Source organism: Amycolatopsis sp. FDAARGOS 1241 (genome assembly GCF_016889705.1).
In the GTDB taxonomy this organism is placed as follows: Bacteria; Actinomycetota; Actinomycetes; order Mycobacteriales; family Pseudonocardiaceae; genus Amycolatopsis.
In genome coordinates this window covers 4,732,003-4,751,728 of sequence record NZ_CP069526.1, presented here as the reverse complement: position 1 = coordinate 4,751,728, position 19,726 = coordinate 4,732,003, and the positions used below count along the sequence as shown (strand labels likewise).

At 71.0% G+C, this 19,726-nt stretch carries 20 protein-coding genes and 1 pseudogene; 14 read left to right on the top strand and 7 right to left on the bottom strand.

Annotation, left to right across the window (positions count from 1 at the left end; all coding sequences use genetic code 11):
- Positions 1-290 precede the first annotated feature (290 nt).
- Positions 291-434: a hypothetical protein gene (locus I6J71_RS23460; RefSeq protein WP_204096663.1), complete on the top strand. Its 144-nt coding sequence runs from the start codon at positions 291-293 to the stop codon at positions 432-434.
- A gap of 103 nt (positions 435-537) precedes the next feature.
- Entirely contained in the window at positions 538-1,626 is a 1,089-nt protein-coding gene (locus I6J71_RS23455) for an ABC transporter substrate-binding protein (protein WP_204096662.1), read from the top strand.
- A gap of 40 nt (positions 1,627-1,666) precedes the next feature.
- On the opposite strand, the pseudogene I6J71_RS23445 reads toward I6J71_RS23455, so the two are convergent.
- From I6J71_RS23445 to I6J71_RS23430, 4 genes and pseudogenes are all read right to left on the bottom strand, one after another.
- A pseudogene (locus I6J71_RS23445) lies at positions 1,667-2,370 on the bottom strand (hypothetical protein).
- A 278-nt stretch (positions 2,371-2,648) separates the two neighbouring features.
- The gene (locus tag I6J71_RS23440; protein ID WP_204096659.1) at positions 2,649-2,786 is read right to left on the bottom strand and encodes a hypothetical protein; all 138 of its coding nucleotides are present in this window, start codon (positions 2,784-2,786) and stop codon (positions 2,649-2,651) included.
- A gap of 1,088 nt (positions 2,787-3,874) precedes the next feature.
- The gene (locus I6J71_RS23435; RefSeq protein ID WP_204096658.1) at positions 3,875-4,816 is read right to left on the bottom strand and encodes a S1C family serine protease; all 942 of its coding nucleotides are present in this window, start codon (positions 4,814-4,816) and stop codon (positions 3,875-3,877) included.
- Positions 4,817-4,901: 85 nt separating this feature from the next.
- On the bottom strand, positions 4,902-5,342 hold the full coding sequence (locus I6J71_RS23430) for a hypothetical protein (protein ID WP_204096657.1): 441 nt from the start codon (positions 5,340-5,342) through the stop codon (positions 4,902-4,904).
- Positions 5,343-5,700: 358 nt separating this feature from the next.
- On the opposite strand from I6J71_RS23430, the gene I6J71_RS23425 reads away from it, so the two are divergent.
- Complete coding sequence (locus tag I6J71_RS23425) at positions 5,701-5,916, top strand: hypothetical protein (protein WP_204096656.1); 216 nt, start codon at positions 5,701-5,703, stop codon at positions 5,914-5,916.
- An 813-nt stretch (positions 5,917-6,729) separates the two neighbouring features.
- Here I6J71_RS23425 and I6J71_RS23420 read toward each other — a convergent pair.
- From I6J71_RS23420 to I6J71_RS23410, 3 genes are all read right to left on the bottom strand, one after another.
- Positions 6,730-6,966, bottom strand: coding sequence for a three-helix bundle dimerization domain-containing protein (locus I6J71_RS23420; RefSeq protein ID WP_204096655.1), 237 nt, complete (start codon positions 6,964-6,966; stop codon positions 6,730-6,732).
- Positions 6,967-7,280: 314 nt separating this feature from the next.
- Complete coding sequence (locus I6J71_RS23415; RefSeq protein WP_204096654.1) at positions 7,281-8,198, bottom strand: glutaminase; 918 nt, start codon at positions 8,196-8,198, stop codon at positions 7,281-7,283.
- 604 nt (positions 8,199-8,802) lie between these two features.
- Complete coding sequence (locus I6J71_RS23410) at positions 8,803-9,618, bottom strand: alpha/beta fold hydrolase (RefSeq protein ID WP_204096653.1); 816 nt, start codon at positions 9,616-9,618, stop codon at positions 8,803-8,805.
- Between the two features lie 153 nt (positions 9,619-9,771).
- On the opposite strand from I6J71_RS23410, the gene I6J71_RS23405 reads away from it, so the two are divergent.
- From I6J71_RS23405 to I6J71_RS23355, 11 genes are read left to right on the top strand one after another with little or no spacing between them, the layout of a single operon-like run.
- Entirely contained in the window at positions 9,772-10,581 is an 810-nt protein-coding gene (locus tag I6J71_RS23405) for an IclR family transcriptional regulator (protein ID WP_204096652.1), read from the top strand.
- 21 nt (positions 10,582-10,602) lie between these two features.
- Entirely contained in the window at positions 10,603-11,619 is a 1,017-nt protein-coding gene (locus I6J71_RS23400) for an ABC transporter substrate-binding protein (RefSeq protein WP_204096651.1), read from the top strand.
- Positions 11,619-12,497 carry an ABC transporter permease gene (locus I6J71_RS23395; RefSeq protein ID WP_204096650.1) on the top strand — a complete coding sequence of 293 codons (879 nt, stop codon included), beginning with the start codon at positions 11,619-11,621 and terminating at the stop codon, positions 12,495-12,497. Before I6J71_RS23400 ends, I6J71_RS23395 begins: the two co-directional genes overlap by 1 nt.
- Positions 12,498-12,501: 4 nt before the next feature.
- The gene (locus I6J71_RS23390; RefSeq protein WP_204096649.1) at positions 12,502-13,272 is read left to right on the top strand and encodes an ABC transporter ATP-binding protein; all 771 of its coding nucleotides are present in this window, start codon (positions 12,502-12,504) and stop codon (positions 13,270-13,272) included.
- A complete protein-coding gene (locus tag I6J71_RS23385; protein ID WP_204096648.1) occupies positions 13,269-14,093 on the top strand; it encodes an alpha/beta fold hydrolase in 825 nt (274 codons plus the stop codon). The genes I6J71_RS23390 and I6J71_RS23385 overlap by 4 nt, the downstream gene beginning before the upstream one ends.
- Complete coding sequence (locus I6J71_RS23380) at positions 14,077-14,571, top strand: (2Fe-2S)-binding protein (protein ID WP_204096647.1); 495 nt, start codon at positions 14,077-14,079, stop codon at positions 14,569-14,571. Before I6J71_RS23385 ends, I6J71_RS23380 begins: the two co-directional genes overlap by 17 nt.
- On the top strand, positions 14,564-16,954 hold the full coding sequence (locus I6J71_RS23375) for a xanthine dehydrogenase family protein molybdopterin-binding subunit (RefSeq protein WP_204096646.1): 2,391 nt from the start codon (positions 14,564-14,566) through the stop codon (positions 16,952-16,954). The genes I6J71_RS23380 and I6J71_RS23375 overlap by 8 nt, the downstream gene beginning before the upstream one ends.
- On the top strand, positions 16,951-17,928 hold the full coding sequence (locus tag I6J71_RS23370) for an amidohydrolase family protein (protein ID WP_204096645.1): 978 nt from the start codon (positions 16,951-16,953) through the stop codon (positions 17,926-17,928). Before I6J71_RS23375 ends, I6J71_RS23370 begins: the two co-directional genes overlap by 4 nt.
- Positions 17,925-18,815 carry a xanthine dehydrogenase family protein subunit M gene (locus I6J71_RS23365; RefSeq protein WP_204096644.1) on the top strand — a complete coding sequence of 297 codons (891 nt, stop codon included), beginning with the start codon at positions 17,925-17,927 and terminating at the stop codon, positions 18,813-18,815. Before I6J71_RS23370 ends, I6J71_RS23365 begins: the two co-directional genes overlap by 4 nt.
- Complete coding sequence (locus I6J71_RS23360; protein WP_204096643.1) at positions 18,796-19,137, top strand: NIPSNAP family protein; 342 nt, start codon at positions 18,796-18,798, stop codon at positions 19,135-19,137. Before I6J71_RS23365 ends, I6J71_RS23360 begins: the two co-directional genes overlap by 20 nt.
- Positions 19,134-19,721, top strand: coding sequence for an SRPBCC family protein (locus I6J71_RS23355; protein ID WP_204096642.1), 588 nt, complete (start codon positions 19,134-19,136; stop codon positions 19,719-19,721). The genes I6J71_RS23360 and I6J71_RS23355 overlap by 4 nt, the downstream gene beginning before the upstream one ends.
- The last annotated feature ends 5 nt before the right edge of the window (positions 19,722-19,726 follow it).

Below are 19,726 nucleotides of genomic sequence, written 5' to 3'. Positions count from 1 at the left end.
CCTGGGAACCGGCAGCCGCCTTACGGATCGACGTTAAACCGTGGCGCACCGGAAAGCGGTGTTCGCGGAGTTCACCGAACGCTGTTTCCGCCCGCCACGCTGGGACGTGATCGGTGGTGGGCAAAATTTTGCCGGGCCCGTGCTTCAACGGCGGCTCTGCTCGGCTGAGCTTCGCCGCACTGAGGACAGCACGTATGTGCAGGTGGGCGAAGGTGACCGGGGGCTCTACGCCGGGCTCCGGGGAGGCGGACCGCGGTGGTGGATTCGCGCGGGCAGCCGCGCTGTAACCGGTGAAGGCGATCTTCGACGTGGCCGGGTCCCGCGACGCCGACCTGCTCGCTCAGGCCGCGCAGCCTTCGCGGTCTGCATGCCGGGACCGCCAGGCCATCGATGTCGACGCCCTCCAGGACGCTTTCGGGCTGGTTGACAAATAGTCCTACCATCAGTCCATACTGAGGCGCACCGCTTCCGCAGTCACGACGAGGTGGGCTGCCGCCCTTGCCGACCGACGGGCCGCCCTCACCGAAGGGAACGGCAATGAACGTTTGGCGTTCGATCCGGCGGCCGCTCACCACCGTGTTCACCGCGCTGCTCGCGCTCGGAGGCGTCGCCGGCTGCGGCACGGGCGAAGCCGACGACTCCGCCGCGCAGGCGGCGGCGGACAAGCTGACCCCGGACCAGCTCGCGGCTGCCGCGGCGAAGGAGGGGGGCGTCGTCTGGTACACGACGTTCGCGGACACCGACGTGCAGCCCATCATCGCGGAGTTCACCAAGAGCTATCCTCGGGTCAAGGTGAATGCCTTGCGCCCCAGTGCGTCCGAACTGCCGCAGCGCATCATCACCGAGCAGCGCGGCGGAAAGTACAACGCCGATGTCGTCTCCGGCGAAGGGCCGCAGATCGCCCAGCTGGTCCAAGCCGGGGCGCTGCAGCCGTACCAGCCGAAGGACGCGCCGGCACTGCCCGCGGGCCTGACGCTGCCGAACGGCTACCAAGGTGTGGTGTACGTGCTCACCACGGTGTTGTCGTGGAACCCGACCGTGGTGCGCCAGCGCGGCCTGACGGCACCGAAGTCGTGGGAGGACCTGACCCGACCGCAGTGGAAGGGGCAGTTCTCGATCGACCCGTATGCGGTGAACTGGTACGACAGCCTCATCATCTCGATGGGACACGACAAAGCGCTCGCACTGCTGAAGGCGCTGGGGCAGAACTCGCCTCGCTTCGTGCAGAGCCACACTGCGTCGTTGACCAACGTCCAGGCCGGCGAACCGCTCGTCGCGGCAACCGCGTACGGCTACAAGGCCTCCGCGCTCAAGCGGAAGACACCCGCGGAGCTGGATTTCGCCAATGCCGCGCCGCTGCCCGCCTCGTTGAGCCTGATCGACATCGTGAAAAACTCACCGCACCCGAACGCCGCCCGGCTCTTCGACGACTGGATGGTGTCCAAGGCCGGGCAGGAAGCGGTCGTGAAGATCACCAACCATACGTCCATCCGCACCGACGTCGCCAACGACGCCGCCGTCTGGGACCCGGCGAAGTGGGCTCCCGCGTGGAGCCATCCCGTGCTCGCGCAGGCCGACTACAACTCCTACCTGGCGGAGATGAAGTCCGCGCTGCACGCGCCGTGATCTCGGCGTCGCGGTCGGAACGCGATGCCGGTGGACGTGGCTAGCCGAAGGTGAACACGTAGGCCTGGGCGCGGGCGTCGGCGAAGGTGATCTCGAAGGTGCGCTCGATGATCGGACCGTCCTGGCGGATGAGCTGGTAGAGCCGCTCCTCGAGGATGGCGCCGGCACCCCGTTCGTCGACGTCGAGCCCATGGGCACCCTGCGGTGGCTTCCCGTCGATCGTCACCACGAAGCGCGTGGGCTCGCCGTCCGCTGAGGAGCCCAGCACGAGGTTGAGGTCCCGCGCGAGAAAGCGGAACACGATCCGGCCGCGTGCTCGTTGGGAGTCGTGACGGTGCTGCCCACCGTCCAGTCGCCGGAGAGCGCCCAGTGGTTGAGCGCGAGGTTCGACGGCTCGGCGTAAACCCGGCCGTGGTCGGGTTCGACGGGTCCAGGTGACGCAAAGCCCCTCGCCCGGCCGTAGCCGACGTAGGTCTCCGGGGACCTCAGCGTGTCCCAGTCCGCGGCGAGATACACGCCGCTCGGCTCGACCGAGACGAGGTTCTCGTCGACATCGTCGTTGCCCGCGCCGGCGAGCAGCTGCTGGATGACCCGTTCCGAGCGTTCGTAGTTCTCCTCGCCGAAGTGGTGGTGCCGGAGCCTCCCTTCGGTGTCGGCGAAGTAGAAGGCGGGCCAGTACGCGTTGTCGAACGCGCGCCAGACCGCGAAGTCGTTGTCGACCGCGATCGGATGGGTGACGCCCATCCCGTCGAGGGCAGACCGGACCTTCTCCACATCGTGCTCGAAGGGGAACTCCGGCGAATGGGCGCCGATCAGAACCAGTCCGTCGTCACGGTACTTCTCGGCCCACGCCCGCACATAGGGCAGCGTGCGCAGCCAGTTGACGCAGGAGAAGGTGCAGAACTGGACCACGACCACCTTGCCGCGCAGGCCGTCCGGCGTCAGCGGTTCGGAGTTGAGCCACGCGGTGGCGCCGTCGAAGTCCGGGAGCTCGCCCTCGACCGGCAACGTGGCCATCGCGCTCACCGCAGCGACCTGAAGGGCGCCCGGACCTTCTCCGCGAAGGTCTGCGGCTGCGCCCAGACGGCCCAGGCAACGTCGATCGCGAACGGGCGAACGTCGCTCTTGGTGGCTGTTTCGCTCGAGGCTGTCACTGGCATCGCTGTCTCCTGCCGGATGAGTGCACGCGGGTGAATGAGACTGACCCCCGGGGCTTGCGCGGCCCGGCCGGGGTGCGGGTCGTCCGGATGCGCTAGCCGGGTGTCCGGTTGCTCGGACGTGCGCGAGTTCATGCTTGTGCGTCGCCGCCTCCGGTCCGGTGCAGCCTTGCCTGCACGGTCCACGAGCCCTTCATGACACGCCGATCGGGTGAACAGCAGACGAACCAACGGGTCGTGATCGTGCACTGCCGCACCGTTGCGCCCGCGAGGCGAGTCCCGCGGGCGCGCCGACCTGTCAGAGTTCGCGGCGCGACGTGAAAATGTGTGAACCGAGGAAACTCGGATGAGCGTTGACAACAACACCGCCCCGGCGCACGGGCGCCCCCGGCGGAGGTCGCTGCCGCGGGCCGTGGACCAGTTGGCCGGTGAGCCGGAGTGGACCGTCATCCGCCGGCCGTCCAGCGGTCGCTGGGCCACGGCCGAATGGCAAGGCGAGCGAGGGGCGATCTCTGGAGGATCGGCCTGACTCCGGTTCGGCCCGGCGTCGTCGCCGCCATGCGGTGGTCGGGCGATCGCCTCGTCGGCCACGCCCGCGGGACCGAGCCGGCGATGTGCGCGAGGGTGTGCGGCTGGATCAGCGAACTCCACCACGGCGAGGAATCCCGCCCCGCAGGCCGGCACGCACCGTGACCGGGTCGGGCGAAGGTCCGCGCCGGAGCCGGCGGAGGCCGTCGCGGCGACCGCGGCCACCCCGCCGCTCACCGTCCGGCCACATCGTCGGCAGCGTCGAGACCACGGACGAATCCGAACCCGGTGCCGGCAATGCGATTCGGGGGACTGCGCGGATTTCGCCCGCGGAGAACTATTCACGAGCCCACAGATTGGTGGGTGAGGACCTTCGTCTCTGTCGCCTGCCGGTTGTCTGCCCGAGAATGGCTGGCGAGCAGTCGGGCGGGCGTCGGGGCCCAAGGGGAGCCGCCCGACTGCTCGATCTTTCGTGGACCGAGCGGTGCGAACTCTGGGAGAAACCGTTGCTGCGCCGGAACATCGCAAAGGTTCCTTCACCGAGGGTTCCGGTGCTCTCCTGGTCAGTCCGAGAGTTCGGCCGGTACCGCGATCACGTCGACGAGGGCGCCGTTGCGGAGCACGGTGACCTCCATCTGCTGCCCGATCGCCTCGGAGAACAGGCGTTTCTGGAGTGATTGGGCGCTGCCGAGCGCGGCTCCGTCGACGGCGAGGACCAAATCGGCCGCTTTCAGTCCGCTGCGCGCGGCGGGGCTGTCTTCCACCACCTCGACGATGCGCATCGCGGTGCGCTGGCCGAATCGTTCGGCTTGACCCGGTGTCAGGGGTGCCGGAGTGGTCACCAGCCCGAGGTACGCGCGGCGGACTCTGCCGTCGTGCATCAGCGCGTGGATGATCCGGTGCGTGGTGGCGTTGATCGGGACGGCCAGCCCGAGGCCGAAGCCGGCGACGGCGGTGCTGATGCCGATGATCCGGCCGTGGCTGTCGGCCAGTGCGCCGCCGGAGTTCCCGGGGTTCAGCGCGGCGTCGGTTTGGATGACGTCCTCGATCAGCCGTGCGGCGGTGCGGGTGCGCGCCGGCATGCTGCGGCCGAGGGCACTGACCACGCCCGCGGTAACGGTGCCGGCGAGGCCGAGCGGGTTGCCGACGGCGACGACGAGGGAGCCGACGAGGAGGTTGTCGGCGTCGCCGTAGTCCGGCGGGGCGGGGATTTTCCGGTCGGCGCGGATCACGGCGATGTCGGAGAGGGGATCGCGGCCGACGACGTCGAACCGCGCGACAGTGCCGTCGGCGAACTCCGCGGTGCCGTGAGTGCCGCCGGAGACGACGTGGGAATTGGTGATCAGGTGGGATTCGCCGGTCAGGACGACGGCCGACCCGGCGGCTTCTCCGGCCCGCGACCGGATGCTCAAGGCCGCGACGCGCGGCGTGAGCTGCGCGGCGACGGAGGTGACGATTGCCGAGTACGCGTCCAGTGCGTCCGGCTCCGCCTTGTCGTTGTTCATGTCTTTCAAACGCGTTTCGCCGCGCGCCCGATTCCGCGGTTCACCGTCAGCGAACTGTGCCCAGCCTCGGCTGTCCTGCCGGCGATCAGGCAGTGACCAAACGGTCGCTCAGGTGCGCGGCCATCCGGATCCGCAGTGCACGCACGTTCGCGAGGGCGATCGTGAAGCTGTTCACCGGTCGGTAGCCGACGTTCTCGGAGGAGTCCCGGCACGGCCCGCACACGTAGACGAACCCGTCATCGGGGTCGACGTGGGGTTCGGCCCAGGGCTGCGCGTGACGCTGGTCGGCGCGACGGTAGGCCCGCCAGAACACGGGCTGCTTCATGACCGCTCCGAGCGCTGTGGCGAACGTCGGCACCTCGTGCGCGGGCAGACCGAGCCCGCGACCGTCCCAAACCCGGGGGAGCGATTGGGCCACGGCGTGGGCCCCGGCCGGCGGGGTGCACGTGAACACCGTGACGTCCTCGTGCAGCCGAATCGTCCACCGCTGCGCGTCCGCGGAAAGCACCAGCTGGTACATGGTCACCGACCCCCTCCTCCCCAGGCGAATTCGCCATGCTAACCCGGTCCTGGCCAAAAGCGGTGCCTCGCCACCGCTCACCACCCGGCCGGGTGGTGTGTCCGTCGGTCCCGGGAAGAGGGGTGGGTGCTCGGGCTTCCTTGTCGCCTGCGCCTTCACCACTCGTCCGACACGGAGGTGTTCACTGTGCTGCAGGGAAGTTCGGGCTCTGCCACGAAGACGACGGCCTCGTACCGCATCGGGGAATCCGCCGGGGTGCTGCTCGACGAACGCGGTGCGCGACGCCTCGGACTTCTGCGACACCGCCGGTCGCTCCGCGAACGGCGGCGACAAGGCAGGCACAACCGCAAGGGAGGACTAGCCGATGCACTTCGAGCAGGACATCAAGCCACTGTTTCGCGAGCAGGACCGCGACGCGATGACTTTCGCCTTCGACCTCTGGTCCCTCGACGACGTTTCGGCCAACGCCGACGCCATCCTCGACCGGCTCGAAGCCGGCACGATGCCGTGCGACGAAGCATGGCCCGACGAGCAGGTCGCCGTCTTCCGCCGCTGGATCGACGCCGGCAAACCCGCGTAGGCCGTCCGCGGCCCGACCCGCAACCCGACCTCGGGCGCAGCCGGGCCCCCTGCCACCGTCCGCCGTGCCGAAGTCGGTGCCACGGAGGCGGGACTCCCGGCGGCGGGCTGCAGGCTCGCTGAACCACGGCCGGATCGGAGGCCGTCCGTGCCCGCGCGGCCGGCTCCAGCGTCTTCGTCTCCGGCCTGCTCCCGGTCAGCTATTCGCCGGGCGCGCCCCCGCGGTGGTGGCCGCCATCCACACACTCGGCTGCGGCCCGGCCGGCGCCGTCGTCGTGGACTCGCCCATCCCGGTCCTGGCGGAACCGGTACCCGCCGGCGGGCTTCACCCGTGGACGGACCACGTCCTCGCGGTAGAGGCGGGCCGCAGCGACACCGACGACCACCCCTGCGCGGTCTGGCTGTCCGCGGGCTGCCTGCCGAAGGACAACTGGCGAATTCGGGGCGGCAGGCCAGTGGCGGCCGGTGCCGCCCGCTGCGGCGGGACGGCCAGGTTTGTCGGCCTGGAAGGAACTCGGCCGCGGTGCACACAGTCCACGGTTCACTCGGCGCGGGTGACGCCTGGTTCGAGAACGGGCCGCCCTTCCTGGGCACCCGGCCCGTGCGTAGCGCATTGCGCTGTGCACCGGCCGGGCTCCCACACCGCGCGATCGGGCCCTGTGCCATCCCCATCCCGCAGTCCGCCACGCCGGGTTTTTCGCACAACCCGGGCGCGGCCCTCCCTGCCGGGTGGCGAATCACCCGGCAGGCCGACGTGCCACCCCGGCGACGAGGCGCACTCAACCGCAGCCGGCGCTGCACCAGTTCGTGCCGGCTACCTCTCGTGACATTCGGCCGGCCGCTCCAGCGCGGACCTCGCTGCACGCTCGACGAGGATGGGCGGGTAAGCGTGGATCCGCGCGCCGGCGAAGCGCGAGCGCACGTGCGCGACCGGGTCCCGCACCACCGACGGGTCGATCGCGGGGTAGTGCCGCGCCGGCCGGGTCTTCAGATGTGCGGACTGGGTATCCAGTTGCCCGGACGCGATCACGTCCATCGTCTGTTCGTGCATGGCCGCCTCCAGCCGGTGCGCTTTGGATGCACCGGTCTGCGAAGACTCTTATTGGACGCCGCCGGCGTGAACGCGGGATGAACAAACGGGGCGTCGTCGTGGACGCCGGTGCCGGCGCGGTCCGCGTGCGAGCACGGGGGACGCTGTGACCTCTCCGGTTTCACCGCTCGGCGTGAAAAAGCCGACGCCCGGCCCGCGACCAAGAGGTCACGTGGCGCGCATGTCGTCGTCGATCGGGACGAGCGTCTTCTCCGGGAGCGCGCGGCCGTCGTCGAAGAGCCGCACGCCCGGCATCCGCCACACCAGCGCCGCGGTCAGAAGACGCTGTGGCCGGTGATGTCGGCGAAAGCCGCGAGCGCGGCGGTGGCGGAGACGGAGTTGCCGTGGTCGTCCAGGCCCGGTCCCCAGGCAGCGACGGCGCAGTGGTCGGGGACGATGGCGAGAATGCCGCCTCCGACACCGCTCTTGCAAGGCAAGCCGACGCGGTAGGCGAATTCGCCGGCGGCGTCGTAGGTTCCGCAGGTCATCATCAGCGCGATGAGGTGCCGGACGTCGGAGCGGGCCAGCAGCCTGGTCCCGTCCGCGCGGATGCCGTGGCGGGCCAGGAGCAGGCCGGCGTGGGCGAGTTCGCGGCAGGTGATGGCGACCGAACACTGGCGGAAGTAGTGCTCGAGAGCGTCGTCGACGGGATTGACCATGTTCCCGAAGCCGGCCATGAGGTGGGCCAGGGCGCGGTTGCGGTGGCCGGCACCTGCTTCGGACGCCGCGACGACGTCGTCGACGTCCAGGTCCGGATTGCCGGTTTCGGTGCGCAGCAGGCGGTGCAGGGTCGCGAACCCGTCGCCGCCGTCGGCCAGCAGCTGGTCGGTGACCACGATCGCGCCGGGGTTGATGTAGGGGTTTCTCGGGATTCCCCGTTCGAGCTCGAGCTGGATGAGGGAGTTGAACGGGCTGCCGGACGGCTCCCTGCCCACTCGCCGCCAGATGGTCTCGCCGTCGCGGTACAGCACCAGAGCGAGGGTGAACACCTTCGAGATGCTCTGCATCGAGAACCTGGTGTCCGCGTCACCGGCGCAGTGCACCTGCCCGTCGGTGGTGGCCACCGCGAACCCGAACTGCCGCGGGTCCACTGTGGCCAGCTCCGGGATGTAATCGGCAACCTTCCCGGCGCCGACGCAGGGCGCCACCGCCTCCAGCACCCGCGCGACGGCCCGCCGGTAATCGACCTCCATCAGGGAACCCCTCCTCGTCGCCGCGGCCGACGGCCTGGCCGGCACCGCGGGAACTCTAGCCCGGGGCGCGGTACGGCCGCGGGACCCGGGCGTCAGGTTCGCGTCAAGAACACCTTCCGGGCCGGGCAGAGCGCGGAACCGGTTCACGCTGCGCCCGCCGCCCTGCGGCTTCTCGCGGGTTTCGAGGCGGTAGCCACGCACCAACCGACGCCGGCTCGCCTGACGCGATCAAGTCGCGATCACGGTGGAGGAGGACGGGGTGCGGCTTCGCAACTCTTCCGGTCGCGTGCCTACGGGCCGGCCTGACATCGAAGGGGCCGGGTGCGGCGCTCGCCCACTGCCGGACCAAGCTTGCCACCCGAGAACCGGCCCAGGCCAGCACACGACCATGACGCGGGAGCCGGCCGCCGTAAGCCGCAGGCGGCGTCTGTCCGAAAAGGACGCCGGAGTCGTGGTCTGCCACGATCACGGCGCCGGTGGGGTCCGGGGTGCTGTGGAGCTCAGCGATCCCGCGAGGCGATCGGCCTCGTCTTGACTCCCGGGAGGGCCCGTCGTCGTCCGCGAGTGCGCCGGCCGGTCGGTCGCGTCGCCGACCGGCGGGTCGTCATCGACCTGCGCGATCGAGGGCGGCGACTTCGCAGACGGCGTCGGCGACGGCCCGGAAGTCCTTGCGCAGGATCGCACCGTGGTTGCTCGAGACCTTGTCACTGACCTTGGTGGTCGGGTTGCGGTCGGTCACCTCGCCGACGCCGGCGCGGATGCGTTCCTGCTCGTCGCCCTTACCGCCGAACGATGTTCCGGACCCGAGCACGTACCGCGCCGGGACAGTGAGGCGGTCCAGCGCGGGGCCGAGTTCACGTTCGCGGGAGAGCTTGCCGAGTTCGATGTTGCTTTCTGCCTGCTGGGCGGCGCTCATCCGCGGGGCCAGGCCGGTCGGGCACAGCAGCGGCAGGAACCAGCCCATGCGCTTGAACAGCCTGCGGATGCGCTGTTCCATGGCCTCGTCGAGCCAGTCGTAGGGTTCGGCGCCTTCGACGAAGACCGCGCCCAGCGCACGGTCCGGGTTCCGGCTGGCCCAGTGCGCCGCGACGAACGCTCCGTAGGACCAGCCGACCACGAGCGCCCGGTCCACCTCCCGAGCGGCGAGAACGGCGTCGACGTCGCGGACGGCGACCGCGAAGGAGTAGTCCGCCGAACGCTTGGACTTGCCGCGCGCCCGCTCGTCGTAGGTGATGTGCCGGAACTCGGAGCCGAGTTCGGCCAGCACCCGCCGCCAGTAGCCCTGGGTGGCGAACTGGCCGTTGAGGTAAACGAGGGGGAGACCCGGACCACCGGTGTCGGTGACGGCCAGGGCCGTGTCGTCGACCGGCACCAGGCCGGTCCACTGCGTTGTGGTCGAAGACTTGCTGTTGTTCATCATGCGACCACCGTCGGCCTGCCGCCTGACGTTTCCCCGACACCGCCCTGACGCGCCGCCGCACCTTGCCGGCGAGACGCACGGGCTCGCGCAACCTCCCGCGAGCGACGGCGAAGCGGGTTGACGCGGACCAGGTGTTCCACCTACGGTCCAAACATGGAACAGCGGTCCAACTCCGATCCGGGCAGTGCTCAGCTCGATCGGGGTCTCGACATCATCGAGTTCCTCGTGGGTGCGGGCAGCCCGCAAGGCCTCACGGCCATCGCCGAGCGGGTGGGCGGGCCGAAGGCCACGGTGCACCGGCTGCTGGCCACGTTGCAGCACCGCGGTTACGTGACGCAGGACCAGCGCAGTTCGCTCTACTCGGCGGGCGTGCGCTGTTTCGAGCTCGGCAGCCTGTGGGCGAAGAACCTCGACCTGCGAGCCACCGCGAGCCCGTACCTCAAGGCGCTCAACGAGGCCACGGGAGAGACCATCCACCTCGGCGTCTACGAACACGGCGACGTGGTCTACGTCGAGAAGCTCGACAGCCTGCACCCGATCATCGCCGTGTCGCACGTCGGCAGGCGCTGCCCGGCGACGTGCGTCGCCACGGGGCGTGCGTTGCTGGCGTACCAGAGCGAGGCCGAGATCACCGAGGTGCTCAGTGGCCCGCTGCCGCAGTACACCGCCAAGTCCCCGACCGATCCCGCGGCGTTGCGCGCCCTGCTGAACCAGGTGCGCGTCGACGGCTACGCCACCAACCGGGGCAGCTACCGCGAAGGGGTCGGCGGGCTCGCCTCGCCCATCCGTGACCACACCGGCCAGGTCATCGCCTCGGTCGGGGTGTGCCTGCCCGAGCAGCGCTTCGGCGACGACCGGTTCGAGTTGCTGCGCTCGGCGACCGTCGAGGCCGCGGTCGGCGTCTCCGCCGCGCTGGGCGGGCCGGCCGTGCTGGTCACCGGCCGAGGGGCCACCCAGAACTGAGACACCACGAAAGGACGTGCAATGAGGCACGTTTCCTTCAGCCTGCCCGGAAAACCCGTGAGCAGACGAGCCGCGCTCGCCGGCGGTGCAGCTGCCCTGCTGACCACCGCGTGCGGCGCACCGCAAGGCCTGCACACCGTCAACGGCAAACAGACGATCACCGTGCTGGCATTCCGGGCACCGTCGCTCGGCGCGTTCCTGCCTGCGGTGATCAAGGCGAAGCGCTTCGACGACGCGCACGGCCTGCACATCGACTTCGCCTACGCGACACCGGACAACTACAACACCGAGTTCGCCTCCGGCCACTACCAGGTCGGTGCGAGCGCGGCGCTGCTGTCCGAGGCGCTGCGCCGCGAACGCCAGGTCGACGTGACCTACCTGTTCAACCTGTTCGACTACTTCACCGCCGTCGTGACGTCGGATCCGAGCCTCCACACCCTCACCGACCTGCGCGGGCACAGCCTCGCTGCGGCCACGGGCACCACGAACCACGCGATGTTCGAATGGTTCGCCCGACAGGGCGGCCTCGACCTGCACGACGCCGAGCTGATCAACCAGACCACCGCCGGGCTGTCCACGATGGCCCTGATCGGGCGGGCGAACGCGGTCGAGATCTGGGAACCCGCCTACTCGTCACTGGTCGCCACCAGGCCGGACATCCGCACCCTGGACATCGGTCTCGGCGAGTGGCAGCGCCGGTTCGGCACCGGGCAGATCCCGTACCTGGGGCTGGCCGCGCACAGCGACTGGGCGAAGGCGAACCCCGGCGCGGTCGCCACGCTGTACCGGATCTACTCGACGGCCGCGCAGTGGACCACCGCCAACCCGGACGCGGCCGCGGCGATCATCGCCAAGGCGACGCCCCGCGGCAAGGCCGGGCCGCTGGCCAAGCTCATCGAGGACCCGAGCCGGTTGCGCCTGCACCTCGCACCCGCCGCCCAACTGGCCACCGGCATCGAAGCGGTGCTCGAGGCGGGCCGGGAGACCGGCTACCTCACCGACACGCCGCCCGCGAACCTCGTCTACCAGGAGTTGTGATGTCCGCTCCCCCCTTGTCCCCAGCCGCGTCCTCGACCTCACTGGAAGCCTCCGCGGTCGCGCCGGCCGCGAACCGGCGCGGCGTGCGCCGGCTGCTCGATCCCGGCGTGCTCGTGCTGATCGTGGTGCTGCTCGGCGTGTGGGCGATCGTGTCCCGGTTCACCCCGGCCTACGCCGTGCCCACGATCCCGAGCGTGCTCAAGGAACTCGGCGCGATTCTCAGCACCCCGGATTCCTTGCTGGGCCTGGGCACGACGCTCGCGCGTGTCCTCATCGGACTCGCGAGCTCGTTCGCGGCCGGCGCCGTGCTCGGCGTGCTGATGGGCGTGAACGACCTGGTGTCGCGGTTCTGCCTGCCGTTGGTGCGGTTCGTGCAGGGCATCCCTTCGCTGTCCTGGGTGATCATCGCGGTCATCTGGTTCGCCGACGTGGAGATCCGCGTCTGGTTCGTGATGGTGCTGGTGACCCTGCCCGGGTTCGCAATGCAGGTCCACGACTCCTACCGCGCGATCCCGGCGGACCTGCGGGACATGGCCTGCTCCTTCCGCCCGACCCGGTGGGCGCTGTTCCGGGAGATCACGCTGCCCGCGATCACCCCGGGGATCCTCACCGCGTGGAAGGTGAACCTCGGCCTCGGGATCCGCATGGTGCTCATCGCCGAACTGGTCGGCGCGACCATCGGCGTCGGCGCGGAACTGCTGACGGCGCAACAGCTCTTCGACATGGCCTCGGTGATCTCGTGGACTCTGCTGCTGGCGGTCTGCATGCTCGTGCTGCAAGGCGTGATCGAGCTGATCGAGAACCGGGTGCTGCGCTACCGGCCCGCGGTGGGCGAGCGCGGGCAGGCCAAGCCCATCCTCGCGTCCGGAAAGGACTGAAGTGATGACCACCCAGCTCGAGAAGCCCGTCGTCATCGAGTTCGACCACGTGGACAAGGTGTTCCCCGGCCACCACGCGATGCACGACCTGAGCTTCACCATCCGCGAGGGCGAGATCGTCGCGATCGTCGGCGTGACCGGCTGCGGCAAGTCGACCACGTTCGGCCTCACCCTCGGCCTCACCGAAGCGACCGGCGGCTCCGTGCGGGTGTTCGAGCACGACCCGTTCGCCGACTTCGGCTGGTTCCGCGGCCGGATGGCCGTGGTGTTCCAGGACCCGCGGCTGCTGCCCTGGCGCACCGTGCTGCACAACGTCTGCGCGGGCATGAAGTTCGCCGGTGTGCCGAAGCAGGAATGGGACTCGCGGGCCAGGGACTGGCTGCGCAGGCTCGGCCTCGAAGGGAAGGAAGACGGCTACCCGCACACGCTCTCGGGCGGGCAGCGCCAGCGCGTCGCGCTCGCCCGCGCGTTCGCCGTGGCCCCCGAGATCATCCTGTGCGACGAGTCGTTCTCGGCGCTCGACGAGGTGACGGCGGTCGCCCTGCGCCAGGAGTTCGTGGACCTGGTGCGCGACAACGGCAAGACCGGCGTGGTGATCACCCACTCCATCACCGAGGCGCTGACCATCGGCGACCGCGTGCTGGTGCTGCGCCCGCCCGGGCACCTGTGCGACGACATCACGCTGCCCGCCGACCCGACGCCCGAGGAGCTGGCGGAGCTGCGCACGCGGGTGCTCGACCAGATGACCCCGCAGGTGGGAGGAACGCAGGAGTGATCGACGGTTTCGGCACCCGGACCACGGGCGGCACGCCCGCCTTGACCTACCTCGACTCCGGCGGTGCCGCTCGGGCCGGTGTGCTGTTGCTACACAGCCTCGGCACCGACCACCGGCTGTGGACGGCGTGCGCGCAGGCGCTGGCCGCCGAGCACCGGGTGCTCGTCCCCGACACCCGCGGGCACGGCGGCTCCGCGTGGGCCGCGCCGCTCTCGGTCGGCGACTGGGTGTCCGATGTGGAGCGCGTGCGCGCCGACGCGGGACTGAACCAGGTGACGCTGGTCGGGCTGTCGATGGGCGGTGTACAGGCCATCGGCTACGCGGCCCGGCACCCGGAACGCGTCACGGCGCTGGTGATCGCCGACAGCTTCGCCGAGCTGGACCCGGAACCGGCGCGGGTGAAGGCGTCCGGGCTCGCGAGCCGGGTCGGTGACATGGCCGCGCTGGCGGAGTTCTACGTGTCGAGCACCTTCACCGTCGACCCGCTGCCGGACACCGCCGAGTCGGTCCGGTCCGCCATCGCGGGTATGCGGCCCGCCGCGTACGCGGCGTCCGCCGAGACCTGCTTCGGTGCCCGGCTCGACCACGTGCTCGCCGGCATCACGGCGCCGGCCCTGGTGCTGTGGGGCGAGCGGGACGCGAAGACGCCGCGTGAGCTGAGTGACCGGATCGCCGAGCGGATACCGAAGGCGCGGTTCGCCGTGGTACCGGACGCCGGGCACCTGTCCGTCCTGGAAAACCCCCGGGAGTTCACGCGCCTGACGCGTGGGTTCCTCGCCGAAGTGGGAGAAGGAGGTGGCCGCAGTGGGCAGCAGGCATGAGATCGACCTCGTGGTGAACGGCGAGTCGCGCCGCGGCGTCGTCTCGGCGCGCACGAGCCTCGCGGATTTCCTGCGCGACGAGCTGGGCCTGACGGGCACGCACCTGGGCTGCGAGCACGGGGTCTGCGGGGCTTGCACGGTGCTGCTGGACGGCGCGCCCGTGCGTTCGTGCATCGTGCTCGCGGCGCAGGCCGACGACCACGTCGTCACCACCATCGAGGGCGCGGGCCACGGCGAAGCGCTGAGCCCGGTGCAGGAGGCGTTCTGCGCCACGCACGCGCTGCAGTGCGGGTTCTGCACCCCCGGGATGGTGCTCTCGTGCCAGGCCCTGCTGGACCGCACCCCGCACCCCAGCAAGGAGGAGGTGGACGAGGCGCTGGGCGGCAACATCTGCCGCTGCACCGGGTACGTGCAGATCCGCGAGGCCGTCGCGCTCGCCGCGGGCCGCCAGGCCGAGGAGGCGGTCGCGCATGACTGATCACCGGTGGGTCTCGAAACCCGGCCGCATCCGCGAGGACCGCCGGTTCGTGCGCGGTGCCGGCCGCTACGTCGCCGACATCACCCCGCCCGGCACCCTCCACATCGGACTGGTCACCAGCCCGCACCCGCACGCGCGGATCACCGGCATCGACGCGAGCGAGGCCCTCGCGCTCGAGGGCGTGGTCACCGTGCTGACCGGGGCGGAGCTGGCCAAGGAGACCGATCCGCTGCGCCAGTACCTCGACCTGGAGGGCGTGGACTGGCGGCCGCTCGCCGTGGAGCAGACGCGGTACGCGGGGGAGTGGATCGCCGCGGTCGTCGCCACCTCGCGTGCCGTCGCGGAGGACGGCGCCGACCTCGTGGTGGTCGACTACGACCAGCTGCCCGCCGTCATGGACCCCGAGCGGGCGATCGAGCCGGGCTCGCCGCTGGTGCACCCGGACCAGGGCACGAACGTGATGGCCCACCGCGAGTTCACGTGGGGTGCGGTCGCCGAGGCGTTCGAGCACGCCGACCACACCGTGCGCACCCGGGTCCGGTGGAACCGCAACTCCACCGTTCCGCTCGAGACCTTCGGGGTGGTTGCGAGCTGGGACGCCGACCGCGACCTGCTCGACGTGTGGGCCTCCATCCAGATGCCGCAGTTCCCCGACCAGCTCGCCTCGGCCCTGCGGATCCCCGGCAACCAAGTGCGCGTGCACTTCGACGTGGACGTCGGCGGCAGCTACGGCGTGAAGCGCGGCATCAAGCACGCGGTGCTCGCCGGGCACCTGTCGCGGCTGCTGCACCGGCCGGTGAAGTTCATCGAGGACCGCGCCGAGAACATGCACGGCGGAGACTTCCACGGCCCGGACCGGAGCTTCGACGTGGAGCTGGCGTTCACCGGTGCCGGTGAGTTCACCGGCATCCGGATCGCGGTGATCGACGACGAGGGCGCCTACCCCGGCCGCTCGCCGCTGCAGCTGGCCAAGCCGATCGGCGCGATCGTCGGCCCGTACCGCATCCCGGTCGCCGCCTACACGGCGACCGCCGTCACCACCAACAAGACCGGCCAGGTCGCAGTCCGCGGCTTCGGGCAGGCGCCGACGAACTACGCCATCGAGTCCGCCGTGGACGCGGCCGCCCGCGTGCTCGGGATGGATCGCTTCGAGCTCCGGCGGCGCAACTTCATCCGGCCCGAGCAATTCCCGTACCGGATCCCGAGCGGCACCGAGTACGACTCCGGCGACTACCCGGCGGTGCTGGACAAGGCGATCGCCCTGGCCGACCTGCCGGGGCTGGTGCGCCGCCGCGACGCGATCCGCGCCGAGGGCAAGCTGGCGGGGATCGGGCTCGCGACCTGCCTGGAACCCGGTGGCGGCAACGCGATCTTCGAGAACATCATGCACCCGGGCAACGACAAGACCACGTTCCCGGAGGCCTGCCGGCTGCGGGTCGACGGCGCGGGCGCGGTCACCGCCGTGGTGTCCCTGTCCTCGGCGGGGCAGAGCCACGACACGATGGTCGCCACGCTGGTGGGGGAGGAGCTGGGCCGCGACCCGGCGACGATCGCGGTGATCCGGGCGGACTCGCTGACCGGCATGCCGTCGCAGAGCCCGGTCGGCAGCCGGATGACCATCGTGCTGGGCGCGGCGATCCGCGGGGCGGCCGACGAGCTGAAGGCCGCGCTTCGCCGCATCGCCGCGCACAACCTCGACGTGGCCGAGACCGAGCTGGACTACGACGGCGGTGACTTCACCGTGCGCGCCGACCCGTCCCGGCGGCTCGGCTGGCACGAACTCGTCGCCATCGCCCACCGCAAGCAACACCTCATGCCCCAGGGAATGCAGCCGGGCCTCGAGGTCGTGCACGTCGCGCACACGCCCCGCTCGGGCACGCTCACCTCGCCGGACGGGCGCGTGCAGCTCTACCCGTGCTACTCGTTCGAGACCCACGTGGTGCTCGCCGTGCTCGACCCCGGCACCGGCCACGTCGACCTCGACGCGTACTACCTGGCCCACGACTGCGGCACGGTGATCAACCCCGACGTGGTGCGCGGCATGGTCTACGGCGGCACCGCGCACGGCATCGGCGTCGCGTTGTACGAGCAGTTCGCCTTCAGCGAGGAGGGCCAGCCGCTCACCCAGTCCTTCATGGACTACCTGCTGCCCAGCACGCACGAGGTGCCGCACATCGTGGACACCGAGCACTGCACGCCCTCGCCGTACACCACGCTCGGGCAGAAGGGCGCGGGCGAGGCGGGCTACATGGGCGCACCCGCCGCCGTGGCGAGCGCGGTCAACGACGCTCTCGCCCCGACCGGCGCGCCACCGATCACGTCCCTGCCGATCAAGCCCAGCGATGTGTGGCACGCGCTGCACGATTCTTTGGAGACCCCATGACCACCATCGACGTCCACGCCCATTTGGTGCCGGCCGCGCTGCTGGCCGACCTGGCCGCCGGGCGCACCCGGTTCCCGAACGTCCGGGTCGAACCGCACGGCGAGAGCCACGTCGTGTCCTTCGTGGACGGACCCCCGACCAGGCCCGTGTCACCCGGACTCACCGATCTGGCCCAACGCGGCGCGTGGCTCGGCGAGCAGCGCATCGAGCGCCAGCTCGTCGGCGGCTGGCTCGACGTGTTCGGCTACCAGCTGCCCGCCGCCGAGGGCGCCGACTGGGCGGAGCACCTCACCGCCGCGATCGTCGAGCAGGCCTGCGAGGACGACCGGCTGCTGCCGCTGGGCACCGTGCCGTTGCAGGACCCCGCGCGGGCGGCGGCCGCGCTGACCGCACAGCGCGCGGCGGGCGTGCCCGGTGTCATGATCGCCACGCGGGCCGGCGGCCGCGAACTCGACGATCCGGCGTTCACGCCGTTCTGGGAGGCTGCGGACGTGAGCGGCGCGATCGTGTTCCTGCACCCCGGGTTCGGTGGCGCGAGCGAGCGCTACACCGATTTCGGGCTCGTCAACGGCCTCGCCCGGCTCGAGGACACCACCGTCACGCTGGCTCGTCTGCTCTACGCGGGCATCCCGGCCCGCTACCCGGGGGTGAAGGTCATCGTCGCGCACGGCGGCGCGGCCCTGCCGTACGTGCTCGGCCGGCTCACCCGCAACCACCTGCTGCACCGGGATTCCACGGCGGACCCGGTGGAATCGTTCGGCCACCTGTATTTCGACAGCGTGCTGTTCGATCCGTCCACTGTGGAGTTCCTGGTGGCGAAGACCGGTGCCGGGCGGGTCCTGCTCGGCTCGGACTACCCGTTCCCGATCGGCGATCTCACGCCGCGTGCGGTCGTGGAGACCGCCAACCTGAAGCCGGACGAGCGGTCGCTGATCCTCGGCGGCACCGCGGCGGCCCTGCTGGAACTGTCGTGAAGCCGGTCGACTTCACCCTGCACCGCCCCGAGACCGTCGCGGAGGCCGTGGCGCTGCTCGCCGCGAAAGCGGACGAGGCCAAGGTCCTCGCCGGCGGACAGAGCCTGGTGCCGCTGCTGAACTTCCGGCTGGCGCGGCCCGAGCACGTGATCGACATCGGCGGGCTCGCGAGCCTCACCGAGATCCGCCGGACGCCCGGGGAGCTGGTGGTCGGCGCGATGGTGCGCCAGGCGCAGGCGGAGCACTCGGCGGCCGTCGCCGCGCACACCCCGCTGCTGGCGGCCGCGCTGCCGAACATCGCACACCCGCCGATCCGCAACCGCGGCACGGTCGGCGGCAGTCTCGCCCACGCCGATGCGGCCGCCGAGCTGCCCGCAGTGGCCATGGCACTGGACGCGAAGCTGGTGGCACACGGTCCGTGCGGAATCCGCGAGATCGCCGCCGCCGACTTCTTCCGCACCCACCTGACCACGGCGCTGGCTGCGGACGAGCTGCTGACCGGGATCCGGTTCCCTCGCGCGGCACCCGGCAGCGGCGCGGCCGTGGTGGAGATCGGCCGCAGGCGTGGCGACTTCGCCCTCGTCGGTGTCGCCGTCCAGGTTCGCCGCGCCGAGGGCCGCATCGCCGACGCGCGGGTGTGCTTCAGCGGGGTCGACGAGATCCCGCACCGGTGCCGCCCCGCGGAAGCGGAGCTGATCGACGCCGCGCCCACGGCCACGGTCGCCGCCCGCGCGGCGGACGCCGCCCGCGACGACGTCCGGCCCAGCGGCGACTTGCACGCCACGGCCGCGTACCGCCGGGACGTGGCCGGAACCTTGCTCGCCCGGGCGGTCGCCGAGGCCGTCCGGCGAGCGGAAGGAGACACCGATGCTGCACGAACTGCGTGAGTACGTGGCCGCGCCGGGCCGCGCCGCCGCGCTGCACGCCCGGTTCGCCGAGCACACCTTGCCGTTGTTCGCCAAGCACGGCCTCGAGGTCGTGGGTTTCTGGACCGACGCTACGGACGACGGCCGGCTCGTCTACCTGCTCCGGTTCGCCGACGCGGAAGCGAAGTCCGCGGCGTGGGCGGCGTTCCAGGCCGATCCGGAATGGAAACGGGTGAAAGCCGAATCGGAGGCCGGGGGCCCGATCGTCGCCGAGATGCACAGCACCACGCTGGCCGCGGTGCCCTACTGGCCCGCGGGCACGGGATCGCGGGAGCAGTCATGAAGCTGGAGAACACCTTCGAGGTCCCCCTGCCGATCGACGAGACGTGGCGGCTGCTGCAGGATCTGCGGAAAGTCGCGCCGTGCCTGCCGGGCGCGCACCTCGACGACGTCGTGGAGGGTGAATACCGGGGCGGGCTGTCCACGAAGATCGGGCCCATCACGGCGAAGTACCGCGGCAACGCCCGGTTCCTGGAGCGCGACGAGCTGGACCACCGCGCGGTGATCCAGGCGCGGGGCCGGGAAGAACGCGGCAGCGGGACCGCGGCTGCGACCATCACCGCGACGTTGCGGGCAACGGGCTCGGGCACGCGCGTCGACCTGGTGACGGACATGGCGATCAGCGGCCGGGCGGCCCAATTCGGCCGCAGCCTGATCGCGGAGGTGAGCGCGACGCTCATCGCGGAGTTCGCCGGCCGGTTGAAAGGTCTGATCACCGGTGCCGGGGCACCGGAGCCCGCCCAGCTCGATGTTGCGCGGACGGTGGTGGTTCCGTTGGGGCGCAAGGCCCTCGTGCCGGGCATCGCCGGCGTGGTGGCGGGTGTGCTGGGGTGGCTGCTCGGCCGTCGTGCGGCGCGCTCGGGGTGAGCCCG